Annotated in this window: 17 protein-coding genes; 7 read left to right on the top strand and 10 right to left on the bottom strand. The window is 71.0% G+C overall.

Annotated features, from left to right (window positions below; all coding sequences use genetic code 11):
* Positions 1-64 precede the first annotated feature (64 nt).
* Positions 65-856 carry a 4-hydroxy-tetrahydrodipicolinate reductase gene (gene dapB, locus EO776_RS04595; RefSeq protein WP_094520754.1) on the bottom strand — a complete coding sequence of 264 codons (792 nt, stop codon included), beginning with the start codon at positions 854-856 and terminating at the stop codon, positions 65-67.
* On the bottom strand, positions 853-1,848 hold the full coding sequence (dapA, locus tag EO776_RS04590) for a 4-hydroxy-tetrahydrodipicolinate synthase (RefSeq protein WP_086216650.1): 996 nt from the start codon (positions 1,846-1,848) through the stop codon (positions 853-855). Before dapA ends, dapB begins: the two co-directional genes overlap by 4 nt.
* A 396-nt stretch (positions 1,849-2,244) precedes the next feature.
* Here dapA and EO776_RS04585 point away from each other — a divergent pair, with 396 nt between their 5' ends.
* Positions 2,245-3,180, top strand: coding sequence for an HD domain-containing protein (locus tag EO776_RS04585; protein ID WP_049931250.1), 936 nt, complete (start codon positions 2,245-2,247; stop codon positions 3,178-3,180).
* A 77-nt stretch (positions 3,181-3,257) separates the two neighbouring features.
* Here the strand turns inward: EO776_RS04585 and EO776_RS04580 are convergent, their stop codons facing one another.
* Positions 3,258-4,835, bottom strand: coding sequence for an aldehyde dehydrogenase family protein (locus EO776_RS04580; protein WP_094520753.1), 1,578 nt, complete (start codon positions 4,833-4,835; stop codon positions 3,258-3,260).
* A gap of 117 nt (positions 4,836-4,952) precedes the next feature.
* Here EO776_RS04580 and EO776_RS04575 point away from each other — a divergent pair, with 117 nt between their 5' ends.
* On the top strand, positions 4,953-8,687 hold the full coding sequence (locus tag EO776_RS04575) for a transcriptional regulator FilR1 domain-containing protein (RefSeq protein ID WP_094520752.1): 3,735 nt from the start codon (positions 4,953-4,955) through the stop codon (positions 8,685-8,687).
* Positions 8,688-8,752: 65 nt separating this feature from the next.
* Positions 8,753-9,262, top strand: coding sequence for a PUA domain-containing protein (locus EO776_RS04570; protein WP_086216954.1), 510 nt, complete (start codon positions 8,753-8,755; stop codon positions 9,260-9,262).
* Positions 9,263-9,711: 449 nt separating this feature from the next.
* On the opposite strand, the gene EO776_RS04565 is transcribed toward EO776_RS04570, so the two are convergent.
* The 6 genes from EO776_RS04565 to EO776_RS04540 all read right to left on the bottom strand — a co-directional run bounded on the left by EO776_RS04565 (position 9,712) and on the right by EO776_RS04540 (position 14,342).
* The gene (locus EO776_RS04565; protein ID WP_094519233.1) at positions 9,712-10,752 is read right to left on the bottom strand and encodes a presenilin family intramembrane aspartyl protease PSH; all 1,041 of its coding nucleotides are present in this window, start codon (positions 10,750-10,752) and stop codon (positions 9,712-9,714) included.
* 636 nt (positions 10,753-11,388) lie between these two features.
* On the bottom strand, positions 11,389-12,195 hold the full coding sequence (locus EO776_RS04560; RefSeq protein ID WP_049931255.1) for a carbon-nitrogen family hydrolase: 807 nt from the start codon (positions 12,193-12,195) through the stop codon (positions 11,389-11,391).
* The gene (locus EO776_RS04555; protein WP_049931256.1) at positions 12,192-12,623 is read right to left on the bottom strand and encodes a CoxG family protein; all 432 of its coding nucleotides are present in this window, start codon (positions 12,621-12,623) and stop codon (positions 12,192-12,194) included. Before EO776_RS04555 ends, EO776_RS04560 begins: the two co-directional genes overlap by 4 nt.
* A 96-nt stretch (positions 12,624-12,719) precedes the next feature.
* Entirely contained in the window at positions 12,720-12,947 is a 228-nt protein-coding gene (locus EO776_RS04550; protein WP_004598402.1) for a DUF7123 family protein, read from the bottom strand.
* Between the two features lie 80 nt (positions 12,948-13,027).
* Entirely contained in the window at positions 13,028-13,210 is a 183-nt protein-coding gene (locus EO776_RS04545) for a DUF7525 family protein (protein ID WP_049931257.1), read from the bottom strand.
* A 100-nt stretch (positions 13,211-13,310) separates the two neighbouring features.
* Entirely contained in the window at positions 13,311-14,342 is a 1,032-nt protein-coding gene (locus EO776_RS04540) for a phosphate signaling complex PhoU family protein (RefSeq protein WP_049931258.1), read from the bottom strand.
* 176 nt (positions 14,343-14,518) lie between these two features.
* On the opposite strand from EO776_RS04540, the gene EO776_RS04535 reads away from it, so the two are divergent.
* Positions 14,519-14,878 carry a response regulator gene (locus EO776_RS04535; RefSeq protein WP_086215864.1) on the top strand — a complete coding sequence of 120 codons (360 nt, stop codon included), beginning with the start codon at positions 14,519-14,521 and terminating at the stop codon, positions 14,876-14,878.
* Between the two features lie 54 nt (positions 14,879-14,932).
* On the opposite strand, the gene EO776_RS04530 is transcribed toward EO776_RS04535, so the two are convergent.
* Positions 14,933-15,313, bottom strand: a complete 381-nt coding sequence (locus EO776_RS04530; protein ID WP_094495367.1) for a DUF7522 family protein — start codon at positions 15,311-15,313, stop codon at positions 14,933-14,935.
* A 148-nt stretch (positions 15,314-15,461) separates the two neighbouring features.
* Here EO776_RS04530 and aglJ point away from each other — a divergent pair, with 148 nt between their 5' ends.
* From aglJ to EO776_RS04515, 3 genes are all read left to right on the top strand, one after another.
* Positions 15,462-16,469, top strand: a complete 1,008-nt coding sequence (aglJ, locus tag EO776_RS04525) for an S-layer glycoprotein N-glycosyltransferase AglJ (RefSeq protein WP_086219706.1) — start codon at positions 15,462-15,464, stop codon at positions 16,467-16,469.
* A 340-nt stretch (positions 16,470-16,809) separates the two neighbouring features.
* Positions 16,810-18,699, top strand: a complete 1,890-nt coding sequence (locus EO776_RS04520) for an ABC transporter substrate-binding protein (RefSeq protein ID WP_049931264.1) — start codon at positions 16,810-16,812, stop codon at positions 18,697-18,699.
* 42 nt (positions 18,700-18,741) lie between these two features.
* Positions 18,742-19,716 (top strand): ABC transporter permease, encoded by a 975-nt coding sequence (locus tag EO776_RS04515; RefSeq protein ID WP_049931266.1) that lies wholly within the window; start codon positions 18,742-18,744, stop codon positions 19,714-19,716.
* The last annotated feature ends 9 nt before the right edge of the window (positions 19,717-19,725 follow it).

Here is a 19,725-nt window from a genome sequence, read left to right as displayed (position 1 = left end):
CGCCTACGTCATGCTCCTACTTCAACGTTCAAAGCTGAGTCGTCGAAGTAAGTATGTCTCGTCATTATTCATCGGCGGCCCCGGCGTCCAGCACGTCGCCGAACCCGTACCAGCCCGGGTCGCGCTCGGCGAGCCACTCGGCGGCGTCGAGCGCGCCCTCGGCGAACACCCCGCGGTCGCCGGCGCGGTGCGTGAGTTCGAGCGTCTCGCGGTTCCCGGCCAGCAGGACCTCGTGTTCGCCGGTCACGTCCCCAGCACGGCGGGCGTGGACGCCGATCTCTCCGGACTCGCGCGGCGCGGCGCCCTCGCGGCCGTGGACGCGCTCGTCGAGGTCCTCGCGAACGCCCTCCACGTCGTCGAGGATCGACTTCGCGGTGCCGGAGGGGGCGTCGCGCTTCGCGTTGTGGTGCGTCTCGGTCAGCTCGACGTCGTAGCCCGGTAGCGCCGCGGCCGCCTCGCGGACCGCCCGGCGGAGCGCCGCGACGCCCCGCGCGAAGTTCGACGCCTTGAGGACGGGCACAGCTTCGCTCGCGGCGCGGATGTCGTCGATCTGCGCGTCCCCGAACCCGGTCGTCCCGGTGACGAGGGGGACGCCGGCGTCGGCGCAGGCCGCGGCGTACGCGACCGCCGAGTCGGGGCCGGTGAAGTCGACGAGGGCGTCCGGGGCCTCGCTCGCGAGCAGGTCGTCGAGGCGGTCTGCGTCCCCGACCGCGACGCCCGCGACCGGGTCGGTCTCGGTCCGGTTGACGGCGACCGCGACCGTGACGCCCTCCCGGGCGGCAGCGGCCTCGATCACCTCGCGGCCCATGCGACCGCCGGCGCCCGTCACGGCGATCGACAGGGGGTCGGCGCTCATTCGGCGCCCCCGGTCCCGACGGGAGCGACGGCCGTCGGGTCGATCGTCCCCGGCGCGCGCTCGTCGTACGCGGCCAGCAGGTCTCGGAGCGCCTCGCGGCGTCCCTCGGAGAGCCGCGAGAGGGGCGAGCGGACGCGGGGGGCGCCGCGTCCGCGGAGGTACATCGCCTCCTTCACCGGGATCGGGTTCGTCTCGGCGAACAGCTCGCGGACGAGCGGCGACAGCTCGTGGTGGAGCGTCCGCGCGCGGTCGTAGTCGCCGGAGAGCGCGGCGCCGACCATCGCGCAGGTCCGTTCGGGTTCGACGTTGGCGACCACGCTGATCGTCCCGGTGCCGCCGACCGAGAGGACGGGGAGCGTGAGCCCGTCGTCGCCCGACAGCACCGCGAACGCCTCGTCGCGGGTCCGCTCGATCACCTCGCTGATCAGGTTGAGGTCGCCGGAGGCCGCCTTGTAGCCGCGGATGTTCGGGTGTGCTGCCAGCTCGACGGTGACATCGGCCGGGATCGACCGGCCCGTGCGGCTCGGGACGTTGTAGACGATCTGCGGGAGGTCGACCGCGTCCGCGATGGTCCGGTAGTGGTCGAGGAAGCCCTGCGGTTCGGGCATGTTGTAGTACGGCGAGATGAGCAGCAGGCCGTCGGCGCCCGCGTCGGCCGCGCGCCGCGACAGCGACAGCGCCTCCTCGGTGTTGTTCGAGCCGGTACCCGCGATCACGGGGATGTCGTCGAGCGCGTCGCGGACCGTCTCGATCACCGCGACGTGTTCGTCGTGGCTCATCGTCGCCGACTCGCCCGTCGAGCCGACCGGGACGACGCCGTCGACGCCGGCGCGTTCGAGGTACCGGGCGTTCGCCGCGAGCTGGTCGTGGTCGACCGCGTCGTCCTCGGTGAACGGGGTCGTCATCGCCGGGTAGACGCCCTCGAAGGGCGCGTCGGTCGCCTGGCTGTCCGTCTGCGTCGCGTAGGGTGTCGTGGTGGTCGTGTCTGTCATGGGGTGCTGCGGTGGGTCCGGATCGGTAAGCGGGCCGGTGCGCGCGGGTCGGGGGTCGTCCGGGACGGGGTCGCCACTCCCGCCGGCGGACGGATCACGCGCGTTTTTTCGAGAAGAGCCGCGTCGCTGACGCCGACTGCGGACCGCACGCGGACGCGGATCGGGTCACACCGGTACATGGACCGGTCGCGCGCTTATACGTTGTGCCTCGCGCCGAAACTGCCGCCGCGGCCGGTTGCCCGCCCGCTCTCCGCGGTTCCCGCCTCGGCGGCCGCCGCGTCCGGGAGCGTGCGAGGCGGGGGGCACGGCCGATCCGGTCGTCGTTACGGGGCCGAGCGTCACCGCGGGGCCGCGCGTCTCGCACATTTATCCCGGCCGGGACACTCTGAGAGAGGCATGAGCGACCCCACCGACGACGGCCCAGAGCCCACCGACGACGGCCCAGAGCCCACCGACGGCGACGACGCCCACGACCCGACCGCGGAGGACGCGCCCGCAGCGCGCGAGGAGATAGACGCCGACACCGACGCTACGCGTCACGAGTACGACCCGGACGCCGAGCACGCGTTCCCGGACGGGCGGCTCAACGAGGTCCTCGACCGGCTCGAATCCGACGAAGAGGTCCTCACCTACCTGGAGGCGCAGAACGTCAACCCGGTCGCCCGGAAGGGGTACAACGACCACGGCGCCAAACACGTCGAGATCGTGCGCGACCGCGCCCTCCGGCTGTACGACCTGCTCAAGTCAGGCGGCGTCGAGTTCAACGGCGCGCGCCAGCAGGGGCTCGACGAGGCCGACGAGCCGGTGATCGTCGCGCTCGCGGCGACCCTCCATGACATCGGCCACGTCGTCCACCGCCACGACCACCCCTACTACTCGATCCCGCTGGCGGCGGACCTGCTGGACGACCTCCTCCCCTCCTTCTACGGCGTCGCCGATCGGGTCCGCGTGAAGGCGGAGGTGCTCCACGCGATCCTCTGTCACCACACCGAGGAACAGCCGCTCACGCTGGAGGCGGGCGTCGTCCGGATCGCCGACGGCCTCGACATGGAACGCGGGCGCTCGCGTGTCCCCTACGAGGAGGGCGGCCGCGGGATCAACACCGTCTCCTCGCAGGCGATCGAGCGCGTCTCGCTGCGTCAGGGCGACGAGACGCCCGTTCAGGTCGTGATCCGGATGAACAACGCCGCCGGCGTCTACCAGGTCGACTCGCTGCTGAAGGCGAAGATGGAGGGGTCGCTGCTGGAAGACCGGGTCCAGACGATTGCGATCAACACCCACAGCGACGGGCAGGACGGCAACGGCTCGATCGTGGACAAGATCGAGCTCTGACGGGGCCGCGGAGCACGCGGGGAAACGTTTCACGGGCTGCGGGGAGACCGCTTCAGATCCTCCGTGCGGAGACCGCTTCAGGGCCCGCGGAGCGTGTCGCCCGCGCCGTTCCGGTGTGACGCGCCGTCGACGACGCTCGTCGCCGCGACGGTCGTCGTCCGCGCGAGGCGGGCGGGCGTGAGCCCGCCGCACAGCTGGCTCCCCTCGGCGGCCCCGCCGCCCAGCACGGGCGCCGCCTCGAACCCGTTCGAGCGCGCCCCCGTCGCCGCGATCCCCGGCTGGTTGACGACGAGGCGCCCGGGAACGAGCCGCGCCGCGGCCCGGCGGGCGCGGCGCTGCTGAGTGGTGTGGACCGCCGCCGCGTGAGGGGACCCGAGGTCGGCGGCGAGCCCGAGCGCGGCGTCGAACCCGTCGCGGCCGTGGACCGCAATCGCGGGGATCCCGGGCAGCGTCGCGAGCGGGTCGTCGGCGCTGTCGGGCGTCACGATCAGGAAGGAGGTCTGACGCGCCGCGTTCGGGAGGCCGAGCGCGGCCGCCAGCCGCCGCGGCGACTTCCCGCGCGGGTCCGAACCTGCGGCGCGTGCCTCGCTCTCGCCGCCCTCCGAGTCGCCGAGGAGCGCGCGGAGGCGGTCGCGCTCGGCCGCGTCGAGGACGTACCCGCCCTCGTCTTCGAGGGCGGCGCACAGCGGGTCGACCGCCGGCGACACGGTGACGACCGCGGCGTCGCCCGCGGGGTGAGCCCCGAAGTCGTACGTCGCGCCGACCGCGACCCGCGCTGCCACGGCCGGGGCCGGGACCGACCCGTCGGCGACGGCGACGACGCCGTCGGCGCTCGCGGCGACGTTCGGCGTCCCACAGCGCTGTCCCGCGGCGACGGTGGTCTCGGAGCCGGCAGCGACGACGAAGTCGGCGCGCTCGAACAGCGCGTCCGTCTCGGGCTTCGAGGGCGGCGCCGGGAGCATCGAGACCGCGTCCGTCGGCGCGCCGGCGTCGGCGAGCGCGCGACTGACGGTCTCGACGACCGCGTCGCACGTCTCGACCGCCGACGGCGACGGCGCGAGGACGACCGCGTTCCGCGCGGCGAGCCCGTACAGCGAGAGGACCGCGGGGACCACGACCGGGTGCGTGGCGGGGACCGCCGCGCCGACGACGCCGAGCGGCCCGGCGACCGTCACCGTCCCCGCCGCGCCGTCGCGGTCGACCACGCCGGCGGTCGGCGCGTCTCGGACCGACCGCCGGGCGGCGTCGATCTCGGTCGCGACCTTCTCCGCCTTCGTCCCCGGGTGCCCCCGCCCCGTCTCGTTGGCCGCCGACCGCGCGAGCCGGCTGATCGTCTCTCCGTCCGCCAAGCGCTCGCCGACGGACCGCACGAGGGCGGCGGCGTCGTCGGGGTCCCACGCGGCCAGTTCGTTCGCCGCCGTCCGCGCCGCGGCGACGGTTCGCTCTGCGCGCCGCGACGAGTCCGAGGCCGCCGCGTCGGGTCCGCCGGCCGCCGCCCTCGCTTCCTCCGGGCCGGTCGCGCTCGGACCGTCGCGTCCATGCGTCGCCGGTCCGTCGCTCCCGTCCTTCGACGCCTCGGCGGGGTCGGTCGGTTCCGTCCCGTCGGGCGTCTCCGCGCCCGGGCCGTCGCTCCCGCTCGTCCGATCCCCACTCATGGGTACCACTGCGCCGGTGTCCGGCTTATTCTCACCCCGTGAAACACTGTGTCACCGCGCGGGCCAAGTCGTCATCGAAGAAACAGTTATGTCGGTGGGGACGGTGCGGGGGGACGTATGACCGAGCCGTCGGAGCTCGCGGGCGTCGTCGAGCGTCGCCTCGACTTCCTCGAACGGCTCGCCGCGGAGCCGCTGCGAAAGCATGAGCTCGTCGACGCGCTCGGCCACTCCCGGTCGACGGTGAACCGCGCGATAGACGAGCTGGAGGCGGCCGGGCTCGTCGCCGGCGAGACCGACGGCTACCTGACGACGCTCTCGGGCCGCCTCCTCGCGGAACAGTACCGCGAGTTCCTGACGGCCGCGGCCGACCTCGCGGCCGCGGGCGACGTGCTCGACCCCCTCGGCGCGGACGTCGGCGTCGACCCCGCGGTCCTCCGGAAGGCCGAGACGCACCGGGCCGCAGCGCCGGACCCGTACCGACCGCTGGAGGCCCTCGACGACGCGCTCGCCGACGCCGACTCGGTCGCCGCCGCGCTGCCCGCGTTCCCCTACCCGCGGGTGGCGGAGCGGCTCCGGCGCGCGGCCGTCGGCGGCGGCTCCGTCGATCTGGCGCTGGCGGATCGGGCGTACCGCCACGCGACCGAGCGGTTCGCGGACGACCTCGGTACCGTCGCGAACCGGGACGACTGTCGGATCGCCGCCGTCGACGCCGTCGACGCGGGGGTCGTCGCGGCCGACGACACCGCGCTGCTCCTCGTCTTCGACGACGGCGCGCTCCACGGCGTGACGGCGTCGACCGAGCCAGAGGCGGTCGCGTGGGCGGAGACCGAGGTGCGCGGGCTGATCGAGCGGGGCCGCGACACGACCGAAGCGCTCGCGGCGACCGGGCGCGCGGCGGGGAAGCGGACCGGAGGCGGCCGGTCCGAGGACGACCGGCCCGGAGGCGGCCGGCTCGGCGGCGACGGCTCGCGTGACTCGCGCCGCTCGTCCGACGGCGGCCTCTTGGGACGCGGGTATCCGAACGACGAGGGGGCCGGATCGCTCTCGGCGCAGGGGTTCCGCGCGGTCGACGAGGACCGCCTCGCCGGCGATCCGAACCCGTGCGGCCCGCTGCGGGCCACGGCGTCGTTCCCCGAGGTCGACGCGGGACACGTCCTCGAGAGGAGCGTCGCGTGCGACGGCGAGCGGCGCGAGCTCGCGGGGGCACTCGTCGAGGGGCTCGCCGGCGGGACCGACCACGCCCTGGTCGGGCCGCCGGGAAGCGGCAAGAGCACCGTCTGCCGGAGCGTCGCGGTCGAGTGGTACCGGTCGGGACGCGGCCCGGTGACGTACCGGACAAGCGACGGGGGCGACCCGTTCACCGCGACGGACCGCCTGCGCGAACGCGTCACCGGGGGGGACGGACACCACCTCGTCGTCGTCGAGGACGCCGTCGACCCGGGGGCCGCGGAAGCGATCACCGTCGCCCGCCAACTGGCCGACTGCGGCGACGTGTCGTTCCTGTTCGACGCGCGCGAGGAGCCGTACGACGACCTCGACGGGCTCCCGCTGTCGCCCGCTGACCTCCGCTACCGGCGGGCGATCGAGACCGTTCGGATGCCCCGACTCGACGAGCGCGAGGTGGAGCGGTTCGTCCGCCACGTCGCCGACCGCACCGGAACCGCGCCGGCGGCCGACCCGAGCTCGCTGCTTGACGACGTGCGCGGCGACGACGACGAGCGCGTGGGGGAGCTGCTCGCGCTCGGCCACCGCCTCGTCCGCGCGGTCCGAGGCGGGACCGTTCGGTCGGAAGAGGCGGACGAGAACGCCGGCGAGGCGTCGCCGGAGAATGAAGCGGGCGGCGCCGCGCCCGCGTCGGGGTTGGAGCGGGCGGTCGCGGAGGCGGTGCGCGAGGTCAGGAACCGCCCGCCGCCGACCGCGGACGTCGCAGTGCTGGTGAACCTCCTCAACGTCGCCGGCGCGAGCGACCTCCGGACGCTGGCGTACGCGCTCGTCGACGATCGCGAGGGGGCGACCGGCGGCGGAATCGACCGCGAGCCGTCGCCGACCGTCGACGGGGTCCGACGGGCGCTCGACCGCCTCGCGGGGACGGTCCTCGTCCGGGCGGGCGACGGGGAGTACCGCGCGGTCCACGACGAGTGGTCGGTGCTGTTCTTGGAGCGGCTCGTCGACCGCGAGCCGGAGCCGGTCGTCGCCAGACGCGTGGGCCGGGTCGTCTCGCGGCTGCTCGCGCTCGCGGACGACCCGGCGCGTCGGTCCCGCGTCCGGCGGGCCGTCGGCGGGGAGGCGCCGGCAATAGACCGGATCGAGCGCGGCCCGAGCGCGTGGGCGGCGGCGACCGTCCGGTCGGTGTACGGCGTCGGACGGCGGTACCCGCGGCTCGCCGCGCTGTACGGTCGCGTCCGCTACGCGTGGATCGACCTCCCGGACGCGTGCCCCGACGACCTGCGCGACCGGCCGCCGGAGTGGGTCGCGCGGATGTACATCGACGCCGGCGACCTCGACGGCGCCGCGGCGGCGCTGGACGCGTGGCGGCCGACCGGCGAGGCGGGGGCGGCCGAGCGCCAGCGGGGGTACGGCGACGTCGCCCGTCGGCGGGGCGAGTACGACGCGGCGCGGGAGCGGTTCCGGCGGGCCGAGGAGCTGTTCGCCGCCGCGGGCGATCGGACCGGGCTCGCGTCGGCGGTCCGCGGGCGGGCGCAGGCGGCGCACTTCGACGGCGACTACGAGGCCGCGTACGAGGCGGCGTCGCGGGCGTGCGCCATCGCCGCGCGGACCGGCGACCCGATCGCGAAGGCGAAGGCGATGACGGACGCCGGCAACGCCCTCGACGCCCTCGACGGGTCCGACGCGGTCCTCGAGCACTACCGGGTCGCCGGCGACCTGTTCCGCGCCCACGACGACACCCACGGCGAGGCGAACGTCCGGGCGAACCTCGCGGTCGCGCTGCGGCGGCGGGGGGACCTCGACGCCGCCGAGCGGACCGCGCGCCGCGCGCTGGACGGCTACCGGACGGTGGGAGACGAACATCGAGAGGCGATTTCGCAGTTGAATCTCTCCGCGATCGCGGAGCAGCGCGGCACCGTCGGCGAGGCAGTCGCTCGCGCGGCGGAGGCCCGGGCGATCGCCGAGCGGATCGGCTCCGACATGTGCGAGGCGCTCGCGTTGAGCCACCTCGGCAGCGCGGCGCACCTCGCCGGCGACTTCGACCGGGCGGAGCGGTTCCTGAGGACTGCCTTGGACCGCTTCGACGCGCTCGACGCCGACGCCCGGCGCGCGATGGTGACCGCGATCCTCGCGGAGGTGGCGGTCGACCGCGGCGATCCGGGCGCGGCCGAGCGGCGGGTCGAACGGGCCGCGGCGCTGCTCGACGACCACGCGGGCCGCAAGCGGCTGGCCGAGACGGACCGGATCCGCGGGCGGGCGGCGCTGGCTCGCGGCGACGCCGACGCCGCGGCGACGGCGCTTGAATCCGCGGTCGAGTCGGCCCGGGAGGGGGGGTTCGCGCAGGCCGAGGCGAAGGCGCTCGCGTCGCTGGGCGCGGCGGCGGCCGAGCGCGGCGACGCCGAGGCGGCGGCGGGTCGGCTGACGGCGGCGCTCGACCTCGGCCGGCGGGTCGAGGACGCGCGGGCGGTCGCGTCGGCGGGCGATCGGCTCGCCGACCTGCTCGCGGGGAACGACGCCGGACCGGAACCGATCGACCGCGAGGCGCTTCGGGCGGCGCTCCGCGAGGCGCCGCCGGAGGCGGTCCCGCCGGATTCGGCCGCGGACCCGGCGGCGTACCGGGAGATAGCCGAGCGCTGGCGCGTCGACGGCGACGGGGTCGCCGCGTCGTACCCCACGCTCGGCTGAGGGGTCGGCCCGGCGGCTTCGGGCGCTGTCGCAACCGCTTTCAGCGCGCGCTGAGAACGGCGGCCATGACCGACGCCGACACGCTCGCGGACCTCCGGACCGCGGCCGACTACCAGTTCGGGGCCGACGCGGGCGAGGCCCTGTTCCCGCCGGACGCCCCGCTCACGGTGCGCCGGTCGAGCGGCGGCCGCCCGCGGCAGGTGATCGACGGCGACGTCGACGACACCCCCGGCAGCAGCGAGGGCGACCGACTCGTCTCGTACGGCACCGACGGCCGGTTTACGCTCGGGCTCGCCGGCGGGAAGCGGATCGCCGACGCGTTCCCCGAACCGCGACACCGGATGGTCGTCGGCGAGGAGAGCGAGCCGTTCGTGCGCGAGGGGCGCAACGCGTTCGCGAAGTTCGTCACCGCGGCCGACGACGGGATCCGCCCCGGCGACGAGGTGCTCGTCGTCGACGAAAGCGGAGCGATCTTCGGGGTCGGCCGCGCCGAACTCTCCGGCGCGGAGGCCGAGCAGCTCGGCTCCGGCGTCGCCGTGAAGACGCGCGACGGGAACCCCGCTGACGGCGACTGACGGATGTGTACGCCGGCGCGTGCCTGCGAGCGGCCGCCACCGGCGGCCGCGAGACAGCACGCGCGAGGGACGCGGTGAGCGCTCGGAGAGCGCGAACCGCGAGGCTGGGGAGGCGCGAGGTGCGGGGCGGTCGCGGTCGGGCGGGACTCGAAGGGGCAGCCGCGGGGCGGGACTCGAAGAGGCAGCCGTGGGGCGGGCAGAGGCGACGCAAGCGCCGCAGGGGCGAGTGAAGCGAGCGACGAGGAGCGTGGTTCGAGAGAGCGAAGCTCTCTCGTCGTCACGAGACGCCTTCGGCGTCTCGAACGACAGCGAGCGTCTGCCCGCCCCGCGGCTGGGGCTCCGGCGGTGGTCACCCCAGATAGGCGCTAATAGACGAGGCCAACAGACGGCCGAGAAGTCGAGGTTTCGGGCGTACACGCGGACGGACGAACCGCTACACCCGAGCCGAGTTAAAAGAACGTCGCGAGCCCCAGCGCTTCGAGGAGCGGGACCCCGGCGGCGATCGAACCGATCAGATACCCACCGATCGCGCCGCCGTTCAACAGCGGGAGCCCCGCGTGCGCTCGCCCCCGAATCACCCACCGCATGAGGACGAGCAGCCCGCCGAGGGTCCCGACCATCGCGAGCAGCGCGGGGAGGTTGACGCCGAGGAGGGGGACGGCGAGGTTCGCGGCCGGTGAGAACGTCGCCGCGCTGGCGATCAGCACCGTCGGGATGACGGCGTCGCCGAGACCGATGAAGAAGGCGTCGCGGTCGCCCGGCTCGGGCGAGTCCGGAACCTCGCCTGCCGCGTCAGCGTCCGGGCTCGTGTCAGCCGCCGCGTCTACATCGCCTTCCGCTTCCGCGTCGGTTTCGCTGTCCGCATCGACCTCCTCGTCCGCGTCGACCCCCGCGGCCTCGTCGCTGGCCGCCTCTCCGTCGAGCAGGGAGTACGACACCGACAGCGGGATCACCAGCACGACCGGGATGTTCAGGTCCATCACGCCCTCCGCGAGCGACAGCATGTGTTCGGTGCCGTAGACGGAGACCGCGTCGTAGACGGCGAGGACGGCGAGGAGGATCAGCGCGGGCAACAGGCCGAAGGAGATACCGAACAGCCCGGCGGCGCCCGCGCCCATCAACACCCCCGCGGTGTCGATCACGTACCACTCGGGGTGGACGAGCAGGCCGACTGCGACCGCGACCGCGGGGACGGCCGCCGCGAGCGGCGGAACGAGCGCGGAGAACACGTACCACGAGAGCCACGCCGAGACGCCGACGATCAGCAGCCGGATCGCCCCGTCGAAGTCGTACCGGAACGCCGCCAGCATCACTCCGGTCATCGCGACGATGGCGACGACGTACAGCACGCTGTTTGCGGGGTTGTCGGGGTTCTCGACCGCCTGATAACCGCTCGCGGCGAACTCCGGGACCAGCGCCAGCGCGCCCACCTGAACGACCAGGAACAGCCCGACCACGAAGGCGACGCCGCGGTACTCGCGGGGGAACATTCGACCGTCGGTTCGTCGGCCGAGGGTTTCGTCCTTGCGCTTCGGGCCGCGGGCGCCGACGGTACCGACCGCTATCGAGGAATCGGCGGCCCACAGAAACGGGTTCGGGCTCGGTGTGGGAGCGGGTGGACCCGAACCCAAGCCGACGGACGACGGACGGTGGAAGCGAGTGGCCGGCCGGCCCGCCCGAAACGGGATGGGGCCGGCCGGATTCGTCCGCGGCGTTTACCTACTCAGCCGAGCGACGTAAGAACGTATCGCCCGAGTTATCAGCACGGATATTTTCATTGGCGGACCGGACGATGAGCCGTAGCGGAGGCTCACGGCTTGGAGACGACGGAAGGAGATGAGTCGAGAAGCGGTGGGCGAAAGGGGAGGAGTCGAGGAGCGATGGGCGAAAGGCGAGGCGGCGGCGAGAGGCGGCGGGCGGCGGCCGGACAGCGGACCCCCGGGCTGTCGTCGGCGTCGCCGCCCGAGCGGTCGGGACGGGCGCGCGGATCGATTAACGCCGAATTCCAACGAGAAAAGCGTCGGTCTTCGGCAAAATAGGGTACGTGCCTCACGCGTATAAATGTGTGAGATCCGGATCCGGTCGAGGGGGCGTTCGTCGCGGGAGACGACGCGCCGCGAGCCGGCTCAGCGACGGTCGCGGAGCGCGGGGAACTCCTCGCGGACCGTCGCGACCCGCTCGGGGTCCACGGCGGCGGTGACGACGCCCGGTTCGTCGCCGACCGACGCGAGCGCGGTCCCCCACGGGTCGTACACCGCGCTCCGCCCGCAGAGTTCGTCGTCACCGAACCGACCGCTCCCGTTGACCGCGGCGACGTACGTCAGGTTCTCGATGGCCCGCGCCCGTCCGAGCGTCCGCCAGTGCTCGATCCGCGGATACGGCCACGCGCTCGGGACCAGCACGCACTCGACGCCCCGATCGGCCATCGCGCGGAACTGTTCCGGGAATCGGAGGTCGTAGCAGGTCGTCACCCCGACCGTGACGCCCGCGAGGTCGACCACCGGCGTCCGCTCGCCGGGCACCATCCGGTCCGTCTCCTCGGAGCCGTAGCCGAACAGGTGCCGCTTCCGGTAGACGAGCCGGCGCTCGCCGTCGGCGTCGAAAAGCACCGCGGCGTTCGCGAGCCCGGACTCGGCCGGGACCGCCAACCCGTCCGCGGCCGACGCCGACAGGTCCTCGACGACCGTGCCGGCGAGCACGGCCACGTCGTTCGCGTCGGCCGCGGCCGCGAACCGGGCGAGGCGGTCGCCGGCGAGGCTCTCCGCGGCGCGGCCGTACGAGTCGAACGCGAAGTACCCGACGTCGAACAGCTCGGGGAGGACGACGAGGTCCGCGCCCTCGGCGGCGGCCCCCCGGACGCGGTCGAGCGCCCGCGCGACGTTCGCCTCGACGTCGCCGCCCTCGACCGCCAGCTGGACGCCGGCGAGCCTCATGCCGGCGAGGCGAGCGAGGCCCGGAGCGCGTCCTCCAAGTTGTCCAGTTCGGCGTCGAAGTTGCGCTTGAAGAAGGACTCGACGCCCGGGAGGCTCCCGTCGACGACGAACTCGTTGGCGAGCCGACAGCCGCCGTCGTCGGTCTCGGTGATCTCGTGTTCTCCGGTCACGCGGAACGCCCGCGACTTCCCGACGAACTTCACTCGGTTCGGCGGGTCGCGCGCGACCTCCTCCGTCTCGACGTCGATCGTCGAGCGGATCATCGGTATCGGGAGCGCGACGTGCCAGGTCGCGGTTCGGTCGTCGTGAACTTCGAAGGAGTCGACCACGCTGATGGCGCCCGCGCGCTGCTCCGCGTCCGAGATGAACGCCCACACGTCGGCTGGCGGCGCGTCGAACTCGAACGTCCGGGAGACTCGAACGGTCATACGTCTCCGTTTAGGGCTACGGGTGTTAAAATTGCGCGTCGACGGAGTCGACCGCGAAGGACGGGGCGGGGCACCGGGGGATCGCCGGCGCGAGCCTCACCCGTCGGGCGTCACGCGCCAGGTCGTCGACTTGGCGCGACCCCACTTCTCGATGTCGACGTCGTCCGACTTCTCGGCGAGGCGGGGAAGCCGCGAACCGACCTGTTTCGCGGTGAGTCCGATCGCGTCGGCGATCGTCTTCGAGCGAACGTACCGCTCACCACGGGTGACGCTGTCCGTGAGGTACGCGAGGATCCGCTGTTCCTCCTCGGTGTACTCGCTCATTGTCCCATCTACGCGTCTGACGCTATTAACGGTTTCTCGTTCTGGAACCGGACGGCCGGTCGACGGCGGGGAGCGCCCGGTCAGCTGAACAACTGAACCGCGCCGACGGCGAGCGTCGCGAAGACGAACGCGCCCGCGAACCCCCACGCTTTCCCGAGCTGCCCCGGGTACGCTAGCATCACCACGGCGCTGACGGCCGCGACGGCGCCGAGCGCGAGCGCGACGCCGACCTCTTTGTCCGATTCGATGGAAGCCTCGCTCATACGAACCGCTTCGCGGGGGGCCACTTAGTTCATACGAACCGCGTGACGCCGACGGCTGGTAGTCACCGGAGGCAGCCGTGACGCGGGCGCCACGCCCGCCTCAGATGATCTCGACGTGTTCGGACGCCTCGTTGAGGGCGAGATTCGCGGCGATCTCGGCGTTCCGCATGGCGTACTCGGCGGTGTGCTGGAGACTGACGAGCACCTCGCGGGTCATGAGCAGCGTCTCGTTGTCCAGGTCGTTCGGCAGCTCGTCGAGGATCTCCTGTTCGCGGTCCTCCAGCCGCGAGAACAGGTCGCGGCACTCGACGGTGAGGTCGTAGTCGCGCTCGACGACGGCGCGGACCGCGAGCGCGGTCAGCTCGTCCACCTGATCGGTGAACTCGCGGATCTGCCGCATCGTCGCGCTGTCGACGTCGAGGGTGTGCCCGTCGGCCTCCATCACGATCTCGGCGATGTCCTCCGCGTTGTCGGCGGTGAGTTCGAGGTTCTTCGCGACGGAGCGGTAGCCGATGAGCGGGAACCCCTCTTCCAAGCCCACGGCGCGCGCGAGGTTCGGGTTCTGGTAGGCGGTGAAGATGAGCCGCAACAGGAGGACGAAGATCTTGTTCGCCTGCCGCTCGCGGTTGAGCGCGCGCTGCGCGAGGTCGGGGTTGCCGTGCGCGAGCGCCTTCACGCCCTCGCCGCGCATGGTGGAGCCGGTGTTCTCCAGCCGTTCGAGGAGGTTGTCGAGGGTGAAGTCCTCGGGGTCGACGGAGCAGCGGATCGAGATGTCCTCGGGCGTCTCCTCGATGACGCCGAGCCCCATCAGCTGGGTCTCCGCCTTGTAGACGGCGTTGATGTGTTCGCTGTCGAGCGCGCCTTCGCTGCGGACGTGGATCACGCGCCGCCCCAGCACGTACTGCGCGACGATCGCGCGTTCAAGCGAGCGCGCGTCGAGCGCGTCGGCGTTGATCACCGCCTCGGACTCCTCGGAGCTCACAGACTCGGGAAGCACCGTGAGGGTCCCCTTCCCACCCATTCGGAGCGACACCTCGTCGCCTTTGTTCACGCCGTGTTCCTGCGCCCACTCGGCCGGAAGGGTCATCGCCAGCGTCGACGGCCCCAACCGTTGGACCTTCCGCGTTTCCATACGCCACCGTATCGCGGGATAGACCTTAACCTTGTTCCCATGTTCATTATACGCAGCATCGAATATACAAGGTGATCGAGCCGGGCCGAAGGCCGACAGATGTCGACCGCGTCCGTCGACCGCGCAACAGCGCGTTCGATCCGCGCGTTTATGTCGGTCAGGAAGGGAGAGATGGTATGACCGAGCGGGTACTCGTCGTCGACGACTCCTCCTTCCAGCGGACCGTCGTCCGCGACGCGCTGGAAGACCGGTTCGAGGTCGTCGACGAGGCGGAAAACGGCGCTGAGGCGGTCGAGCTGTTCGAGGCGTACGAGCCGGACGCGGTGTCCATGGACGTCGTGATGCCGGAGATGACCGGGATCGAGGCGACCGCGGCGATCAAAGACCGGTGGCCCGACGCGGTGATCGTGATGTGTACGAGCGTCGACCAACAGGAAAAGATGATGGAGGCGGTGAAGGCAGGCGCCGACGGCTACGTGACGAAGCCGGTCGACGCTGCGGAACTGGTCGGCGAGTTCGAGAGCCACCTCGGGTAAACGCCCTTTCGGAGTCGAGTCTCGACGAGGAGAGATGTGCTCCCGCGGGGACGGTCAGGCGGGGTCGAACGAGCGGAGGATCGCTGCGAGCGCGCTCGCGAGTTCCTCGAACCGGTCTATCTCCATCGAGTCGGTGGTCGCCCAGACGCCGTGGTCGTTCGCGATCACGCGCGTGAGGTAGCCGTTCTCGAACACGCGAACCGTGAACCGGTAGTCGCCGAGTTGGGTGTCCGCGTACATCGACTGCGCGTGGAACCCCTGCCGCTCGTTCTCGGCGAAGCCGACGAGATCGGCGGTCTGGCTCAGGTCGCTGCGGAGGTACAGCTGGTCGATGTCGTCGTGCGTGAAGTAAGTGAGGCTCCGCAGTTCGTCGCCCGTCGCCGTGCGAGCGGCGCTGAGCAGTTCGTCGACGCGTACGTCCGAGGGCTGAGACATACACACATGATCAGTGTTCACATACATGAGTGTGGGTGGTCGCGGCACCCACGGACGCGGCGCCGGCGAAGGCGACGACGCCCGGAGGGGACCGTCGCGGCGGCGAGGAGGGACAGAGTTTAGCGACTCCCCCGTGATCGCTCGTCTGATGACCGATCACGACGGCGTCTGCGTCCTGTTGCCGACGATGAACGAGGCCGAGACGGTCGCACGCGTCGTCGCGGACTTCCGGGACGCCGGATTCGAGAACGTCTTGGTTATCGACGGCGGCTCGACGGACGACACGCAGTCGATCGCCCGCGATTCCGGCGCGCGCGTCGTCGAACAGTCCGGCCGCGGGAAGGGGCAGGCGGTCAGGGAGGCGGTCCGCGACCACGTCGAGGCCCCGTACGTGCTGATGGCGGACGCCGACGCCACGTACGACGCGGACGACGCGGCGGCGATGCTCGACCCGCTCTTCGACGGCGAGGCCGAACACGTCGTCGGGGATCGCTTCGCGGACATGCGCCCGGGTGCGATGACGCGCCTGAACCGGGTCGGCAACCGCCTGATCAACCTCGCGTTCCGGGCGATCCACCGCGAGGACTACGGCGATATCCTCTCGGGGTACCGCGCGTTCACCCGCGAGTCGTTCCTGCGGCTCCACCTCACCGCGGACGGGTTCGGTATCGAGACCGAGATGGCCGTCGAGTGCGTGAAGAACCGCGTCCCGGTCGCCGTGGTCCCGATCACGTACCGAGAGCGGCCCGGCGGCTCCGCGACGAACCTCCACCCTGTCCGGGACGGCGGGGTGATCTTCCTAGAGCTGTACCGGAAGGCGAAGACGAACAACCCGCTGTTCTACTTCGGGAGCGTCGGCGTGGCGTCGACCGCGGCGGGAATCGCGATGGCGTCGTTCGTGCTGTACCGGTACCTCGCGTTCGGGATCAGTCACGAGGTGGTCGCCGTCGGCGCGGTCGGCGCGACGATCCTCGGGATCCAGCTGCTCGTGTTCGGCTTCCTCGCCGACATGATCCACACCCTCCACCGCGAGCAGATCGCACGCTACGAGCAGGCCGTCGGCGGCGGAGCGACAGGGGGCTCTGCGGCGGCCGGCGACGGCGGGGATGCCTCCAGACCGGACGAAACTCCCGAAGCGAGAGAACCGGAGCGGTGACCCGGCGAGAGCCTGACGCGGTCGGCGAGCGAGACCGACGCGACGGTTAAGCTGGGGAGGGCGAGGACGACCGACGAACACCGAACCGGAGAGCGGCGGACGACGATCCGCCTCGCGAGGGCAGACGACCGAAGCCGACTCGCACGCCGCGATGACGGGAGAGACGCTGTCTACGTTTCGCTTCGGAGAGGGACAGAAAACCATATTTCCGGTAAAATGTGCGTTCCAATCATGAATACGTCCCTAAGACCGGCGATCACTAACACGGATGTAAGATGATCGTCCCTAACAACTATCCATAAGTCTGAAGTTTTTTATACACACAATCTTACTACTTGGTATGCCACGGCGAAACATTGAGAATCGTGATGATTCCCGGCATATCGGCCGGCGACAATGGCTCTCCGCGCTCGGCCTCGCCGGCGCCGTAACGCTCGCCGGCTGTTCCGGAAACGGCGGTGACGGGTCGGACGGCTCTGACGGCGGTGGCGGCGGGGGCGGCGAAGTCGAGGTTCCCGATTTCCCCCGGTTCGGGGTCGGTGACCTCTACGGATCGGAGGTCGCTCGCAACCTGGCACGGGAGGCGTTCGAGGAGTCGGAATACGACTACGGCTTCGACGGGGACGTCATGGTCAACCCCGAAGGAGACCAGGTCGAGATCGACATCTATCACAGCGCCGCCTCCGAGACCAACCAGCTCCTCGCGGAGTTCATCGCACAGGAACTCGAGAACAACCTCGGTATCAGCGTCACTCCCGAAGCGATCGACGGGACTCGGTTCAGTAACGAGTACTACTCGGGCGACCCCGAAGGCGGGACGGATACGGTTAACGGCGAAGAGGTGGAGTGGTCGAACCCCGGACCGCGGAACCCGGGGCCGCGCTCCGTCACGAGCAACGAGGCGTGGGATATGTCGGTCAACTTCGGGCTGAACACGTACCCGCTCAACCCCCTCACGAACCAGACGTTCTTCGACGGGGCGAACGCGAACTTCAACCCGGTCGGCTACTACCCGCAGTTCGACGTCGAGTCCCTGTTCGAGCAGGCGAGGCAGGCGACGAGTCGGGACGAGATCCGGCAGGCGTTCGTTGACATCTTCGCGAACCTCGCGCGCGAACAGCCCTACATCATGCTCACTCTGGGCGACGATATCATCGGGTACAACCCCGACCTCACCGGTCCGATCGAGAACTTCTCGAACGGCTGGGACCTCCCGGCGTGGCACATCGACGACCCCAGCGTGTCGGGCTCGTACGACACGGTCACGGGAGCCAGTTTCAACACGCTGAACCCGCTGTACAACAACGAGTCCGGGGCCGGAACGGCCATCGAGCGCGCGATCGATCCCGGCTACACGTTCGACGAGAACCAGGAGTACTTCCCGCTTTTGTACGACATGTCCACGGAGGACGGCGAGGTGTGGACGTTCGAACTCCGTGATAACCTCCAGTTCAGCGAGCCGTACGGGCAGGTCACCGCCGAGGACTTCGTCTATCAGATCCAGGAGGTCCAACAGGCCGATTGGGCGAACACCGCCGACTCGGACAGCTGGGAGGGCGTCGAAGTCGAGCAGACCGGGGAACTCGAGTTCGAGGCGACGCTGGAAACGTCGAACGTGCTGTGGCCCCAGACGTACGACCCGTACCTCTACCCGATTCCGCGTGCCCTCCTCGAACCGTACGTCGAGGAGGAGGACGTGGAGGGGCTCCAGCAGGACGAGGAGCTCCTCGAACTCCAGTTCTCGGGGAACCTCGGGCCGTTCGAGCTCGAAGAGTGGAACCGCGGCTCGGGTACCGAGTACGTCCGGAACGACGAGTACTACCTCCGGGACATCGACGAGGGGCCGGACCTGTTCTCCGAAGGGCCGCTCTTCGAGGAGGCGTCGATCAGCGTCGTTCAAGAGCAGGCGTCGCGTCTCGGTGCGCTCGAGACGGGCGAGGCGGACGCGGCGGCGATTCCGCCGGAGCAGTACGAGTCGTACAGCGAAGACGATAACGTGACCGTCCGGCAGGTCCCCACGCCGTACAACACGATCATCTCCGTGAACCAGCGCGCGAACGGGTGGAACACCGGTCCGGGCAACATGTTCCAGCTCGTTCCGTTCCGCCAGGCGATGGCGGCGGCGATCGGCAAAGAGGAGCTGATCCAAGGGGTCTACCGCGGACTCGCCTCCTCCCACTTCACCTGGCAGCCCCGCTGGTCCGAGTTCTACCCGTCGACGGACGAGTAAGAGCGAGCCACCCCGTTCTCACCCTACCGACTTACACATCACATGGGATTTGGAAGGTACGTCACCGCTCGGGTTCTCTGGGCAGCAGTCGTATCGCTCATTATCGTCACGATCACGTTCCTGCTGCTCTCGGCCGCGCCGAACCCGGCCGTCCAGCGGGCAGCGACGCAGGCGGCGCTTCAAGGCGGCGATCCGGCGGAGGCGGCCGAGCGGGTACGCGAGCTGCGCGGGCTCGACCAGCCGCTTCACGTCCGGTATTTCGACTTCATCCGGAGCGTGTACACGCTCGACTGGGGCTGGTCCGTGAGCCGGAGCCAGCCCGTGATGGAGGCGGTCACGCAGGCGCTGTACTACACCGCGCAGTACTCGATTCCGTGGACCATCCTCACGATCACCTTGGGGCCGCTCGTCGGCGTCTACTCCGCCGCGAACATGTACAGTTGGAAGGACCACGCGGCGACCGGGTTCGCCTTCTTCGGCTACGCCATCCCGAACTTCTTTTTCGGGATCATCCTCCTGTTGATCTTCGGCGTGTGGCTGGAGGTGATACCGGTGATCTACAACACGAGCGCACCGGTGTTCAGCGTGGAGAACGCGATCCAGCTGTCGGTCCCGGTGTTCGTGTTGGTCACCGGGTCGATCGGCGCCGTCATGCGCGTCTCCCGGAACGAGTCCGCGGAGTTCCAGAACGCCGACTTCATGAAGACGGCAAAGGCGAAGGGGGTCTCCCCGCTTCGTGCGTACGCGTATCACGTCATGCGACCGACCCTCGTCCCGCTCTCGACGACGCTCGTGGGACAGCTCCTCGCGCTGTTCCTCGGGTCGTCACTCCTCGTCGAGGTCGTGTTCGGTATCCCCGGACTGGGACGGTTGACTTACGAAGCGCTGCTCGCACAGGACACGAACCTCGTGTTGGGGACGACGCTGTTCTTCACCTTCGTCGCCGTCATCGGGAACCTCCTCGAGGACATCGTGTTCACCGTGCTCGACCCGCGGATCAGCTACGATGACAGGTAACATAACCGA

The sequence above is a fragment of the Halorubrum ezzemoulense genome, assembly GCF_004126515.1.
GTDB classification, from domain to species: Archaea; Halobacteriota; Halobacteria; order Halobacteriales; family Haloferacaceae; genus Halorubrum; species Halorubrum ezzemoulense.
This window is presented reverse-complemented; position numbering and strand designations above follow the sequence as displayed.